This is a genomic window from Algoriphagus sp. 10J20-15, assembly GCF_055809615.1.
Map to the genome: position 1 here is coordinate 231,360 of NZ_JBVVUG010000004.1, position 14,694 is coordinate 246,053.

At 39.5% G+C, this 14,694-nt stretch carries 10 protein-coding genes and 1 pseudogene; 8 read left to right on the plus strand and 3 right to left on the minus strand.

Annotated features, from left to right (window positions below; translation table 11 throughout):
• Window positions 1-467: 467 nt before the first annotated feature.
• From AC0L6R_RS02780 to AC0L6R_RS02790, 3 genes are read left to right on the plus strand one after another with little or no spacing between them, the layout of a single operon-like run.
• Entirely contained in the window at window positions 468-1,829 is a 1,362-nt protein-coding gene (locus AC0L6R_RS02780) for a SusC/RagA family TonB-linked outer membrane protein (RefSeq protein ID WP_473269829.1), read from the plus strand.
• Entirely contained in the window at window positions 1,807-3,546 is a 1,740-nt protein-coding gene (locus tag AC0L6R_RS02785) for a SusC/RagA family TonB-linked outer membrane protein (protein WP_473269830.1), read from the plus strand. Before AC0L6R_RS02780 ends, AC0L6R_RS02785 begins: the two co-directional genes overlap by 23 nt.
• Before the next feature lie 22 nt (window positions 3,547-3,568).
• Complete coding sequence (locus tag AC0L6R_RS02790) at window positions 3,569-5,080, plus strand: RagB/SusD family nutrient uptake outer membrane protein (protein WP_473269831.1); 1,512 nt, start codon at window positions 3,569-3,571, stop codon at window positions 5,078-5,080.
• A 636-nt stretch (window positions 5,081-5,716) separates the two neighbouring features.
• Here the strand turns inward: AC0L6R_RS02790 and AC0L6R_RS02795 are convergent.
• On the minus strand, window positions 5,717-7,237 hold the full coding sequence (locus AC0L6R_RS02795) for a RagB/SusD family nutrient uptake outer membrane protein (protein WP_283413570.1): 1,521 nt from the start codon (window positions 7,235-7,237) through the stop codon (window positions 5,717-5,719).
• 130 nt (window positions 7,238-7,367) lie between these two features.
• Window positions 7,368-10,253, minus strand: coding sequence for a SusC/RagA family TonB-linked outer membrane protein (locus AC0L6R_RS02800; RefSeq protein ID WP_473269832.1), 2,886 nt, complete (start codon window positions 10,251-10,253; stop codon window positions 7,368-7,370).
• Between the two features lie 409 nt (window positions 10,254-10,662).
• Between AC0L6R_RS02800 and AC0L6R_RS02805 the strand changes: the two genes are divergently transcribed.
• The 5 genes and pseudogenes from AC0L6R_RS02805 to AC0L6R_RS02825 all read left to right on the plus strand — a co-directional run bounded on the left by AC0L6R_RS02805 (window position 10,663) and on the right by AC0L6R_RS02825 (window position 14,190).
• Window positions 10,663-12,666: a CRTAC1 family protein gene (locus tag AC0L6R_RS02805; RefSeq protein ID WP_473269833.1), complete on the plus strand. Its 2,004-nt coding sequence runs from the start codon at window positions 10,663-10,665 to the stop codon at window positions 12,664-12,666.
• A 4-nt stretch (window positions 12,667-12,670) separates the two neighbouring features.
• Window positions 12,671-12,778 (plus strand): annotated as a pseudogene (locus AC0L6R_RS02810) (hypothetical protein); the annotation flags it as partial.
• Window positions 12,779-12,784: 6 nt separating this feature from the next.
• Window positions 12,785-13,435, plus strand: coding sequence for an FG-GAP repeat domain-containing protein (locus AC0L6R_RS02815; protein WP_473269834.1), 651 nt, complete (start codon window positions 12,785-12,787; stop codon window positions 13,433-13,435).
• Window positions 13,416-13,922, plus strand: a complete 507-nt coding sequence (locus AC0L6R_RS02820) for a hypothetical protein (protein WP_473269835.1) — start codon at window positions 13,416-13,418, stop codon at window positions 13,920-13,922. Before AC0L6R_RS02815 ends, AC0L6R_RS02820 begins: the two co-directional genes overlap by 20 nt.
• A complete protein-coding gene (locus AC0L6R_RS02825) occupies window positions 13,912-14,190 on the plus strand; it encodes a hypothetical protein (protein WP_473269836.1) in 279 nt (92 codons plus the stop codon). The genes AC0L6R_RS02820 and AC0L6R_RS02825 overlap by 11 nt, the downstream gene beginning before the upstream one ends.
• Here the strand turns inward: AC0L6R_RS02825 and AC0L6R_RS02830 are convergent.
• Window positions 14,187-14,678 (minus strand): DUF6702 family protein, encoded by a 492-nt coding sequence (locus AC0L6R_RS02830; RefSeq protein ID WP_283413573.1) that lies wholly within the window; start codon window positions 14,676-14,678, stop codon window positions 14,187-14,189. The genes AC0L6R_RS02825 and AC0L6R_RS02830 overlap by 4 nt on opposite strands.
• Window positions 14,679-14,694 lie beyond the last annotated feature (16 nt).

Below are 14,694 nucleotides of genomic sequence, written 5' to 3' on the forward strand. Positions count from 1 at the left end.
GATAAAAACTGAATTTTTTTTCAGACTCTTTAAATCGTACTATATTTTGCATTATTAGCAATTTACAGAATTTTATTCTTTTCAATTTTTTCTTAAGTTTTATAGTCTCGGATTAATATGGAGGTTTTTTCATTAAACTAATTGATTAAAAGAATTTTGTTTGGATAATTTGCCCAAAAAGATTTTTAGTGCATACGACCAGTTTTAACTATTTAGGTTACACGGGATCGAATTCAGATTTTTTTTAGAATAATTCAGATTTTTTAGAAGCTAAAATTGAAAAATGAGAAATAAAAATCTGAGCAACGTAAAGATTGGGTGTTTTTAAATTCAGTTTTTCATTTTTTAACAAAATTCCGAAATAAAGTATTTTATCGGGTTGATATAGTGGAAGTTGTGGGTCATTGAAAAACCAACTTTAGGTTTAATATTCGCGTCAAATACCACTCCACGTAAATGATTAATCTATGAAGAAAGTTTTATTAACCTTTGCTTTCGCGATTCTGACTTTGGTGTCAGTCTTAGCCCAAAGCAAGTCAATAACTGGTAGAGTCACTTCGGCTGAAGAGCCTGAAGGCATACCAGGTGCAAGTGTCATAGTGAAAGGCACTACTGTAGGGGCGATCACAGATTTGGACGGAAGTTATTCAATCCAAGCTCCAGCTGACGCGACCACCCTTGTATTTAGTTTTGTTGGCTACCTGTCTAAAGAGATGCCAATTGGATCCAATTCCGTTATAAATGTAGTTTTGGATGTGGATGTAAAAACCCTCAACGAAGTGGTTGTAGTGGGATACGGAACACAAGAAAGAAGAGAAATCACAGGTTCAGTAGCATCAATTGATGCTTCAGCGATTGAGAATTTGGTGTCTCCTTCCTTTGAGACTCAGCTTGCGGGTAGAGCACCAGGTGTGCAAGTAACTACTCCAAGCGGTATTTTGGGTTCTGCTCCAATCATCCGAATTCGTGGCGTGAACTCACTTACTTCAAGTGCAAGCCCGCTGTTCGTTATTGATGGAGTTCCTATGGTTAATTCTGACAGATCTGCTGTTAACGCTTCAAACCCTATGGCAAATATCAACCCTTCTGACATTGCTTCATTTGAAGTATTGAAAGATGGTTCAGCATCTGCAATCTATGGTTCTAGAGCTGCAAATGGTGTTATCTTGATCACAACCAAAAGAGGAGCAACTGGGAAAGCTAAGGTGAATTACAGCACTACTATGGGCTTCAATGAGGCTGTAGATACATTTGACCTTCTTACTGGTGATGAATGGGTTACTATTGCCAATGAAAAAAGAACAAATGCAGGTCAATCTGAACTTGCTGCGCCAGGCGTGAATACAGATTGGCAAGATCTTGTTTTCAGAAAAGGATTTACTCAGCAGCACAACCTATCGATTAGTGGTGGATCTGAAGCTACAAAGTACTTCTTCTCATTAGGATTTACTGATCAGGAATCTCCGGTAAGACCAAATGAATTAAGCAGGTATTCTTTCAGAGGCAATATTGATCATAATATCTCTAAAGCGGTACGAGTGGGAACATCTATGTCCTATTCATATACTGAGATTTTTGGCCTAAATAATGGTTCAAATTCACTTTCAGGAGCGATCTACAATGCTACCCGTGCTTTGCCAAACGTACCAATCTATGATGCAGAGAATACAGCATTTGATGGATTTAATGTTACTGCGAACGGTGCAACGACTGGATTTGGAGCTAACGCTGCTGGACCAGATAACAACATTCCAAACATTGGTTTTGTAATTCAAAACAACATCTATAGAAGCCGTATCGCACCGTATGATAGGAAACGCCTACGGTGAAGTAGATATTATCAATGGCTTGACTGCTAGAACACAAATTGGTGTTGATTTGACAATGGCAGATGATTTCCAGTCTCTTGATGCTAGACATGGTGACGGTAGAAGCTCAAATGGTAGCGTCTATATGGCTACTAACCCAGCTTTCCAGTGGAACTGGCAAAATACGTTGAACTATCAGACCGTATTTGCTGATGACCATAACCTAAACGTAACTGCTGGTTTGGAATATCAGTTTGCTAAATATTATGGTTTTAGTGGACAGGGTACTGATATCTCAGATGATTATTTCAGAAGAAATAACTTGATTACAGGTTCTTACAATAACCAATTTTCAGGTGGTAGCTACACTGAAAGAGGATATGATTCTTACTTCGGTAGATTCAACTATTCTTACAAGGGTAAGTATTTGGCTTCCTTCACTGTTAGAAACGACGGAATCTCTGATTTGGCAGTAGAAAATCAAAGAGGAACATTCTTTGGAGGTTCTGTGGGATGGAGACTTTCTGATGAGGCCTTCTTTAATTCTGACCTGATCTCTGATTTAAAATTGAGAGCTTCTTATGCTGAAGTAGGAAATACGGGGATAGATTCATTTGCTGCTTATGGAGGTTATAGCCCAGTTCTAGGTGGTGCAGGTGCAGGCATCGGCTACAATAGAATTGCTAACGCTGACCTTCAGTGGGAAACTTCCAAAAAACTAAACTTCGGTTTGGATATGACTATTGGGAGAGTAACATTCTCCGCAGATTACTTCAAAAACAACATTGACGGAATGATTCTAGCTGCACCGACAGCACCTTCTTTGGGTGTTCCTGGTAACAGCATCAACCAGAACGTAGGTCAGATGGAGAACTCAGGTTTTGAATTGAGAGTATTCTCTAATGTAATCAATAGAGGTAAATTCACTTGGGATACCGATTTCAACATCACATTTATCAAAAATGAGGTTACTAACTTGATTAGCCCGCTAACAGGTACTTATAATAAGACTGAAGTTGGAAATCCAGTAGCCCAGCTCTATGGAGTAATGTGGGCAGGTGTTAACCCTGCAAATGGTAACCCAATGTATTATTCTGGCGAAAACATCGTACAATACAACTTGGTACCAGGTGCACTTGGCTTTAAACAATACAATCCAGCTGATCCTTCAAATGTATCTACCGCAGCTTCTGGACCTACTCAAGAATATTTGGGAAATACACTTCCTAAGTGGCAAGGAGGCTGGTCTAACAATTTCAAATTCGGAAACTTCGATGCTGAGATTTTTACTAGATTCTCTGGTGGAAACTACATTATGAACGAATCTCTTAGAGGTTTGCTAGGCCAAGGATTCTCTAATAACCAAGCAAGCATTCTAAACAGATGGACAGAAAGCGGTCAAGTAACAGACATTCCTAAGCTTTACTCAGGTCAGGATCAAAACATGTGGCAAAACTCTGTGTCTAATTCTAGATTCGTAGAGAAAGGTGATTATGTGAAAATTCAGAATATCGTTCTTGGATACACTGTCCCTACTTCTGCATTGCAGTCCACATTTAATGGAGCGATTACAAATGTGAGAATATTTGGACAGGTTCAGAATCCATTCACATTTACTGGCTATTCAGGCTTGGATCCAGAAGCAAACTCTTACTCTGGTCAGCTAAGCTTCGGTGTAGATTGGAATGTCGCTCCGATCATCCGTACCTATACACTCGGCATAAACGTAGGTTTCTAATCACTCCAACCGAAAAATTATCATGAAAAAATTCGCAATAAAAAATATAAAATTAGCATTGGTTGGTGCGGCCCTTTTAGGCTTTACTAGTGCTTGTGATGTGACTGAATTGGTTCCTGCTAACCTAATTCCAGATTCTGAGGCATTTACTACAGGAGCTAGAATTGAGTCAGCGATCTTAGGGGTATATGAATCCGCACAAAGAGGATTTTACGCTGGCGCTGTTCAACGTGGTTATCCTTTCGGAGCTGCTAATGTGGAGCAAGGTGACATGAGAGGAGAGGATATGTACAACGATCAGGCTTTCTACGAAATCACTTATAATAACTCATACAGCCCTAGTTCTGCAAACAATGTGGGTATGTGGATCTCTCTTTATCGAATGATTAACAGGCTGAACATCATTTTGGAGAACTTAGATATTGCTGTTGAAAATGGTGTATTATCGTCTGAAGATGGTTCTGCCTACAAGGGTGAAATGTTGTTCTTGAGAGCTTTAGCTCACCATGAATTGCTTATTCACTTTGCAAGACCTTATTCTGACAATCCATCATCTCCAGGAATTCCTTACAGAATTTTTGGTATCGATGACGTTACTAAAGTTCCTGCTGGAGAAGCTGTACCTAGAGGAACGGTAGCAGACGATTACGCACAACTTCTTCAAGATCTTGATGCTGCAGAAGGCTTTCTGCCAGAAGGTGGTCCTTTCAGAGCCAACAAAGGTGCTGCGATTGCTCTTAAATCCAGAATCAAATTGCATATGAAAGATTGGCCAGGAGTATTGGCTGAATACAACAAATTAACTTCTAAATATGCTGTTACAGCTAATCCGGCTACTCCTTTCAGAGGAGGTACTAGTTCTGATAATATCTTCTCTTTTGTAAATTCTGCAGAAGCTAATCCTGGCGTAAACGGTGCCCTTCCATCTATGTATGGAAACCCTGATCGAGGAGCTAGAGGTTTAGTGAAAATAAGCCCGATTATCTGGAGATCTGATTTCTGGAGTCCAGAAGATACTCGTCGTACGTTATTGACAACAAGCAGTGCAACAGGTATTTTCACAGATAAGTATCAAGACGCTACTACTTACACAGATCCTAACATAATTTTGAGATTTGCTGAGGTAGTACTTAATGCAGCTGAAGCTAATGCTAGAACTGGCAAAACGACAGAAGCAGTTACTTTATTGAATTCTGTTAGAAGCCGCGCTTTACCTGCTTCTGTCCCTGCATATACAGTGGAAGGTTTAGGAGATGGTTTACTTGATGCAATATTCAATGAGAGAAGAATTGAGTTTCTTGCCGAAGGTAGAAGATGGTCAGATATTCACAGATTGTCTGGAGAAGGTTTGATGTCTGGTATCCCACTTAAAGCTACTTCCAGATCAATTACAAAAATCAGCTTCTATCAGGGTGGAACTATTCCGATGGATCACTCACTTGAGTATTCTAGCCATTTGTTCGTGTGGCCAATTCCATTAGATGAATTAAACACCAATATTTCAGCTCCAATCGATCAGAATCCTGGTTATTAATTAGAAATTAAAAAAGATTAAAAGTCCGGCCTTTGCCGGACTTTTTTTGTTCAGTGAAATCAAATCTGTTTGAGGGGTAAAGTTTGAGATTAGGAAGTATTACAAAAGAGTATTTTATCAAAAACTTAAAGTAATTATTGAGTTATTGATGCAATCAGTTCAAATTGAGGACGAAAAAGGGACAGTTAAGCTAGTTGAGATAAGCTTAATAACCTTAGGCCATATTTTTTAAAGCTTGAAGTTTCCTTCTCCAAGTATGATGGTTGGCCAGCAAGAAAGTTTTGATACATAGGATTAATTTCTCGCTGAAGCTCGGAGTTAATTACAGCTGGCAAGATGAGATTCATAATTTCACCTCACATAACTGCCAAGTTCATTGATTCTAGGGTATTTGGTTTAGGAACACTCATACTTATGTTTCAGTAGTGAGCCTTCTATTGAATAAGAAGGTGAACAAAACTGAGCTTTTAAGAAGCTTGGTGCTTATTCGGTTATCTGTAGAAAACTACCGTTTAAGAATTAAATAGCCTTGCTATTACTTGAAATATCTTTCAATTGAAGATGAGAACCTTTTAAATATGACAAAAAAAAGTAGCCGAGATGACTCGGCTACTTTTAGTAAATAAAGAATATGGCTTAGTAGCCAGGGTTTTGGTCTGCATTAGTTAAGGCAGAATTATTATCTAATTCCACAGTAGGAATGGGCAGAAGATCATGCTTTGACTGATAGCCAGCAATAGGTTCACCTTGTAAGGTCCCCATTCTTCTCCATCTACGAATATCTCTGTTTCGTACTTGCTCGCCTGGCATCTCCACTCTTCTTTCATGCTGAATAGCGATTCGAGTTTGCTCTTTTGTTCCAGTTGGATATTGAGCAGTTGGATATTCTGGCATCATTACATCTGCTCTTTTTCTTGTTCTATTGAGATATGGTAAAGCTGCAGCTGGGCCAGTTAGCTCATTCTCTACTTCCGCCATCATCAGATAAACATCAGCAAGTCTGATCACGCGGAAGTTGATTCCAGATTGAGTGTTTTCATTAGCTCTCTTATAGATAGTCTGGTATTTTCTCCAGCTTGGCTTATTGAAATCCCCCTGAACAGTTGATTCATTCAATACACTTGCTCCAGCATTGAATGTGTCACCTAATCTGTAGAAGTTATAGCTCATTCTAGGGTCCTCTTTAGGAGCTCCTGTAGAAGGTTTTTCAAATTCAGCCACCAGACTAGTGTTTGGAATTAAATTCCTCCAAGCATTTGGTCCATATTCTTGGCCTCTAAAGGTCACTTCAGCAATACCTGTACCGTCACCATTCCATCCACCAGCATTTCCGAATGCTTCAGAGAATTGGATCTCCCAGATAGATTCGGAGTTGTTTTCGCTTTCTTCTTCAAAATTATCTAGGTATCGCTCAGTCAATGAATACTGATTGGAATTTATTATCTCAGTGAGGTAAGGTTTTGCTTCAGAGAATTTTCCTTGGAAAAGCAACAATTTAGCAGCTACTGCTTGAGCAGCCCCTTTACTAGCTCGTCCCACATCGGTCCCTGAGTAAGTAGAATTGAGAGGAAGTCTCGAAATAGCTTCATTTAAATCACTTAAAGATTGTGCGTAAGATGCTTCTTGTGTTGCCCTTGGAAGACCTTCAGGAGATGATGCAGATGTTGTCATAAGTGGCACCCCGCCCCATAAGGTAGATAATTCGTAAAAGGCTAATCCTCTTAAGAAATAGGCTTCTCCTACAATTCTACTTCTAAGCGCCTCAGTAATATTATCTGTAGCGTTGTCTGCATTTTCTATCACTAGATTGGCACGATGTATCAATCGATACCAACCTCTCCAATTCGCTTCAATTTGAGGATTGGAACCATCAAAAACGTAGTTTAATACTTGCGCTCTCGGTGCTTCTAATTGCGCTCCTCCAGTCTCTACATCATCGGATAGGAGGTCATGTAGGAAGAAATATTCTCTATTATATAAATTGTTTCCTTGAAGTGTAGCATATACCGAATTGATCGCTGCTAATAGTTGCGGTCCAGTCCGATAGAAAGTCTCAGTGCCCAATTGATTAGGGTTTACTGGACTTAACACTTCCTCATCACAGGCAATCATACCAACAGACATGATTATTGCCAAAAGTGTGGATCTTGTTTTCATGATTTTTCCTTTTATAAATTAAAATGCAAGTTGTATACCTCCCATGATCGTGCGGGCAGCTGGGAATTGGCCATAATCAATCCCTGTACCTAGGGATGAATTTATACCTGTTCTTACTGCTACTTCAGGGTCATATCCTGTGTAATCTGTTATGGTAAACAGATTTTGTGCAGAGACATACACTCTTACTTTTGATACAGTTCCTTTGCTCCCAAGATTGTAGAGCTGCGCTAGGAATGCTATAACCTATTGATATGTTTTTAAGCCTCAAATAGGAACCGTCTTCTACAAATCTCGAACTTGCTCTGGCATTTCTATTTGGATCACCGGAGATTGCTCTTGGAACATCAGTATCCGTATTTGTAGGAGTCCAACGGTCTAACACCACAGTGCTGGCGCCAAATAATCGGGTCATGCCTTCCGTATGATATCTTAGGTTATTGAAGATTTCATTGCCCGATACTCCTTGTAAGAACATTGTAAAATCAAATCCTTTATAAGATGCATTCGCATTCAAACCGTACGTAAAGTCTGGAAGGTAATGACCAAGGTTTGTTCTATCATTTGCATCTATTACACCGTCGTTATTGATATCTCTGAATTTAATATCACCCGCTGAGGCATTTGGCTGCTGAGTTGTGCTTTCACCAGATTGGAATATTCCATCTGCAATCCATCCATAGAAGTAGGCAATTGGCTGTCCCTCTTCTGTAAGCGTCATTGCGTCTCCTTGGAAATTAGGGCCGAAAATAGTGTTGCCTGTACCCAAGGAAGTTAATTCGTTGGTTACAAATCCCATATTTCCATCAATTCCCAATTGGAAATCCCCAGATCTCAATTCATAGCCAGCTGTGATTTCAAATCCGCTATTCTTGACAGTCCCTACGTTTGCTACTGGTGCTCCGTCATAACCTAAAGATGGTGGAATAGGGACGCCAAGGATCATACCTTCGGTAGTATTTTCATATACTTCCAAGGAAAGGCTAAACTGATCATTGAAAAGCCCAATATCTAAACCTAAGTTTTTCATGATAGTAGTTTCCCATTTTAAATCAGCATTTGCAAGAGCTGAAATAGTACTGCCAGTAAGCAAATTATCATCAAAATTGTAGAATAAATTAGAGTTAATCGTAGCCTGGTAGACGTAATCACCAATTCTGTCATTACCAGTTTCACCATAACTTGCACGCAACTTCAAGTCACTTACAGCATTTAGACCTTGCATGAAGCCTTCCTCACTTAATCTCCAACCAACAGATAGAGAAGGGAAAGTACCCCACTTATTGTCTGGGCCAAATCTAGAGCCACCATCTCTTCTTATACTAGCACTGATCAGGTATTTCTGTGCATAATCGTAGTTGATTCTACCCACATAAGATATTAGTGCGTACTCAGTTTTAGAACTTGTCGTAGTTTGATTCTCTACACCTTGAAGTTCTCTCACGTCATTGGTTAATGAGTTTTGTCCGGCGCCATTTAAACTGGTGAAAGTGGAAGTTTGTCTTTCAACCACACCTAATAAATCAAAATGGTGTTTGTCGATATCTTTAGTATAAGTTAGCTGATTACTGAAGAGCGGAGAAACAAAGTTTGTTTTGGTTTTGGAAATTGTCGCAAAGTTCTGAATGCTAAAGTCTCCAGCATTGAAGCTGGGAGTATACTGGTAGTTGTCACCAATCCCTACATCCAATCCTACTAAAAATTTGTAATCTAAACCTTTAAGGATATTTACGCTCACATAAGCAGATCCAAGGATTTTATAATCCTGACTGTTGTCATTTCTGAGTGTGGCATTCAATACTGGGTTTTCAGGATCAGATCCATCAACTCGGTCTGGGGCTCTGAAACCTCCAAGTCTGGTAGCATCCCTAACAGGGATATAAGGCACAGCCTTTACAATATGCTCTAGCTGGCTTCTGCCTCCAGAGAATGGTTCATTGTTTCTGTTTGAGTAGGCTACCGTTAAGGTCTGACCAATTTTAACTCGCTTGTTTACTTTGAATTCAGTATTTGATCTCAAGGAAACTCGCTCAAAATCAGTTCCTAGCATAATGCCTTCTTGGCTAAAATATCCGATACCAAAGTTGTAAAGCACATTTTCCGTACCTCCAGAGACACTTAGATTATGATCCTGAATTGGTGCTGTACGGAACATCTCATCTTGGTAGTCAATATCTACGTTTGCAAATTCACCTAGATTATCAAAACGTGCTGGAGCGTCAGCACCTGCATTTCCTAGAAGTTCTCTACCAAAAGCGATGTATTGATCTCTATTAAGTAAATCCAGTGTTTTCCAAGCTTTTTGGCTTCCGTAATAAGAGTCCAAACTAACTAGAGGCTTGCCTATTTTACCTTTTTTGGTTGTTACCAAAATCACACCATTAGCACCCCTTGAACCATAGATAGCTGCTGTAGAGGCATCTTTCAATACTTCTATTGATTCGATATCAGCAGGGTTGATTTGATTTAAACCACCTGCTGGCATTCCATCGATCACATAAAGTGGATCATTATTACCAACAGTACCTATACCTCTGATTCGCACAATAGGATTTGTGCCAGGAGAACCAGCGTTGGTGACTGCGACTCCTGCAGCCCGTCCTTGTAGTGCTGAAGCTAAACTTGGTACTGGTAAAGCTCGAATCTGTTCCGAACCAACAGAAGAAATTGCACCGGTCACTTTAGCACGTTCTTGCGTACCGTATCCGACTACTACCACTTCTGATAGGGAAGAAAGATCCTCTTCTAAGACGACATTGAGTTCACTGGAATTGCCTACACGAACTTCTTTTGAAGTGTAACCAATAAATGAGAAAACTAAAATTGATTCGTCAGAAGGGACGGTTAAGCTAAAGTTGCCATCGATATCCGATGCTGTACCGGTGGTGGTACCTTTAACTAAAATATTCACACCGGGCATGGTTTCCCCGGAGGATGATTTAATAACGCCAGTAACATTTCTGCTTTGGGCGAATGAGCTTCCTATAAAAATAATTACTAGGAATAGTGAGAGCATTAGCCCATGAAAATTTTTCCATGGAGGTAATGCACGAGTTTTTGGGTAAATCGTTTTTGACATAACAATAAATTTGTGGACAGATTCTTATAATCTGCCAGGTCTGAGATGGGTTTTGTAAATATGTTTTTATAACATTACTACCAAAGTAATAATTTAATTATGATGTTCCTCAAAATTTTGCTTAAATAATTTTTTAAGAAATAATTGTTTGTAGAAATTAATTATTTTAATGAAGTGAGTCTTTTTGTAGGGTCTTTGCAAAATTTTAATGATTTTCACTTTAATTAGTTTTGATAGCCTTAATTGCATCCTCTGTTTCTACTATTTTTGAAGTTCAAGCAATTTCAGGCCAAAAAATAAACCGATTTGATACTTCTATTTTGAACCTATTATAAATTTAAGTGAAGTGAAAAACGCCCATTTTCATAAGTGCATACCCATCTATTTAATCTTCCTATTTTTTTATGCATGTAACAATCCTGCTGATAACACCCTATTCCAACGGGTAGGCGCTTCAGATACAGGAATTGATTTTGCTAATCAACTAACAGAGTCTGATTCCTTTAACATCGTGGATTTTGACTATATCTACAATGGGTCAGGAGTAGGCATCGCTGACTTAAATGGGGATGGTTTGCCTGAAATATTCTTTGGTGGAAATCAGGTAAGTTCGAGACTCTACCTCAATGAAGGAGGGTTTAATTTTAAAGACATCACCCAGAAATCCAAGCTAGCAACCCAGTCTTGGGTGGAGGGGGTTACTTTTACAGATATCAATGGAGATGGGAAGTTGGATATTTACCTTTCTGTTTCTAATCGAAATGAGTCCCAGAATCCAAATTTATTATTTGTCAACCAGGGAAATGATGAAAATGGTATTCCTGTTTTTGAGGAACAAGCCGCTGATTTTGGATTGAATGCGGTAGGGTATTTTACCCAAGCCGCTTTTTTCGACTACGACCGGGACGGGGATTTGGATTGCTACCTTTTGGCAAATGCTCTGGAAAGCTTTCAACGTAATATAAGTCGTCCCAGAATCACTGATGGCTCCGGCAAAAGCAATGATTTATTGTTTAGAAATGAGGGGGAGGGAAAATTTGTAGCTGTGACTAGCGAAGCTGGAATAACCTACGAAGGATATGGCTTAGGACTTACCATAGCGGATATCAATCAAGATGGTTGGCCGGATATTTACGTAGCTAATGATTTTCTTACCAACGACGTGCTTTACATCAATCAGCAAGACGGAACATTTATAAATGAAATACAAGATCGCATAGATCACCAAAGCTTCAATGCCATGGGTGTCGATGCTGGAGATATCAATGGAGATGGCTGGCCGGATTTGGTAGTAGTAGATATGTTTCCTCCAGACAATCTAAGACAGAAAACAATGTTTTCTCCAACTGAAAATTTCAATCTCTATCAGGCTAATCTTGCTAAGGGCTACGAACCTCAATATGTTAGAAATACTTTACAACTAAATAGAGGCAATGGGACTTTTGCTGAGATTGGAGAATTGGCAGGGATATCGCAAACTGATTGGAGTTGGTCACCGCTTTTTGAAGATTTTGATATGGATTCCCGGCAGGATCTGATTATTTCCAATGGCTATGGAAAGGACATCACTGACATGGACTATATCAATTATACCAATAATTTGGGTCCGTTTATGTCTCCGGAGGATAAGAAGAAGTTGCGAATGGATGGATTGAATCTACTGAAAGAAGTCAAACTTAATAATTACGCTTTCAGAAACACGGGAAATCTGACCTTCGAAGATGTTTCTAGTAGCTGGGGTGTTGACGGATTAGAAATATCGAATGGAATGGCTTATGCGGACTTGGATGGTGATGGTGACTTGGATTTGGTCACCAATAATCTTAATGAGGCAGCAGGAATTTTCCGAAATAATAGAAATACAAAGCCATCGAATGCGTACAATGCGAATTGGCTGAAGGTTAAGCTTCTGGGCAGCAACCAAAACCCACTTGCGATTGGAGCTGAAGTAAAATGCTATTTGAATGAAAATGGAGTTGTTCGAGTCCTTAGTAAGGCAATGAATCCTACCAGAGGTTACAAATCCGCCATGTTTGGCGATTTGATTTTTGGACTTGGAGACAGGGAGAGCATTGACTCCCTAGTAGTCCTTTGGCCAAACGGTACTCAATCGAAGATAGGTAGTACTGAAAGCAATCAACACATAACAATAACTCAAGAGTCTTCACAAACTGAGTTTTTTTCAAATGAAAAAATAGTAAAGACTCCATATGACGAAGTGTCAACCGCCTTAGGGATCAATTATGAGTCTGCAGCAATTTCCTACAATGATTTTAACAGGCAAGGGTTGTTGCCTATGAAGCATCAGCAGTCTGGGACCTGGAATAGCTGTAGGAGATGTAAATGGTGATGGACTGGATGATTTCTATTTATCTGGATCTACTGGACAACCTGGACAAATTTTCATTCAAAAAAATACTGGTGAATTTATATCTGAGGCATTGAAAGGCTCGGGAAGCTCGGTTGAAATGGGAGCATTGCTATTTGATTCAGATGGAGATAATGACTTGGACCTGTACGTGGTTTCAGGAGGAAGTAGATATGATGCGGAAAGTCAGGTATATCAGGATGTCCTGTATATTAATAATGGGAGGGGTAGTTTCCAGGCTGATTCGTTACTTCTACCAAAATTGGTAAGCTCTGGTTCACTCGTCACTGCTGCAGATTATGATCAGGATGGGGATCTGGATTTGTTTGTAGGAGGAAGAATCAAGCCAGGAAGATATCCGGAGCCACCAATGTCCTATTTGCTTGAAAATAGAAATGGAACATTTGTCGATGTGACTGAAGCATTAGCACCAGGATTGAAGGAAGCTGGTATGATTAGTTCGGCACTTTGGACGGATTATGACCAAGACGGTAAACTTGATTTGTTGATAGCAGGCGAGTGGATGCCGATCACTGTCTTTTTACAGTCAAATGAAAGAGGTAATAGGGTGTTTAATCTTAAAGTGCTCGATTCTGAATCATGGAAATCTGCTGGTTGGTGGAACAGTATAACTCCTTTGGTTTTTGAAGATGGGAAATTGCCCAGTTATGCTTTAGGGAATGTTGGATCAAATTCTAGATATAGAGCTTCCCCAAGCCAAGCCATTGCAGATGCACTTCGCGGATTTTGATAAAAACGGAAGTGTGGATCCTGTCATTTTCCAATACTTTGGAGATTCCATTTATCCACTGGCCAGTAGAAACCAGCTGGTAGGACAGGTGCCTAAGTGGAAAAATAAATTCTTGGTGTATCGTGAATTTGCATACGTGGATAGGGATCAGTTTTTTTCCGCCGAGGAAAAAGAAATGGCCAGCGTGCTACAAGTTCATGAGTTCCGATCTGGTGTATTGAAAAATCTAGGAGACTCTATTTATTTTGATGGATTTCCTCAAGAAGCGCAGTTTTCGCGCATTTTTGGAATGATGGAGATTCCGGAAGGTATTTTTGCTGTTGGAAATTTCTTTGATAATGAGACAGTCACAGGACGAAATGATGCTGGGCGCGGGGCTTTACTCAATACCAAAAATGGACTATTTCAAAACTTTGAATTTGGTAGACAGCTAGGGCTAGAAGTGCCCTGGAGAAAGCAGGGCTGTAGCCAAATTGATGGGCGCTGATGGAAGAGAGATTATTTTGGTTAGTAGATACAACCAGTCATTGATGGCTTTTCGATCAGCTATTCAAACCTCTAAAGTCATTCAGCCAAGTGCTGATGTGCAGCAACTTATTATTTATCAAAACAATAAACCAACTTTGAAAAGAGAGCTATTTTATGGTTCTGGCTATCTGAGTCAATCGTCAAGGAAACTGATACTTGGGTCTGGGGTTGATTCTGTCGTGACGGTAAATTACAAAGGAGAGAGAAGCAAAATCTCTCTTGATTAGTTGTCTAATTTCCCAGTTTCTGCACCTTTTCCTAATATGATGCTTTTAGGTGAGGTTTTATCAAAATAGAACTGAATGACATTCTTTTGATCAGGAAAAATATCTACCAGTAAACTGTTTTTTACTTTAACAGAGGTTGGATTTTTTACTTTCTCAGATTCAAGGTAGAACCAAGCCGCATCTTCCTCCACTTCATATCCAATGAAATTCAAGGGGACTGTTTTGTCGGCAATCCAAATCATATTTTTTTCTTTCAAATAGGATTCAATTTGCTTATTGAGCTTGTCTTTGTTGGAAGGGTTTAGAAAATCAATGGATTCTTTGTGGAAATCGCCCAGCCCAATCTCTAAATCGTCCCAAAAAATCTTCTGCGAAATCTCTATATGCTCAGTCTCAGCATTCCATCTAATCTCTGTCAAGCTGATGTGAAAAGGGTGGGTAAATACCAGCCATCCCAAGCTGATCATGTATAAGTAAAACTGTTGCATTTGGTGCTATGTTGCC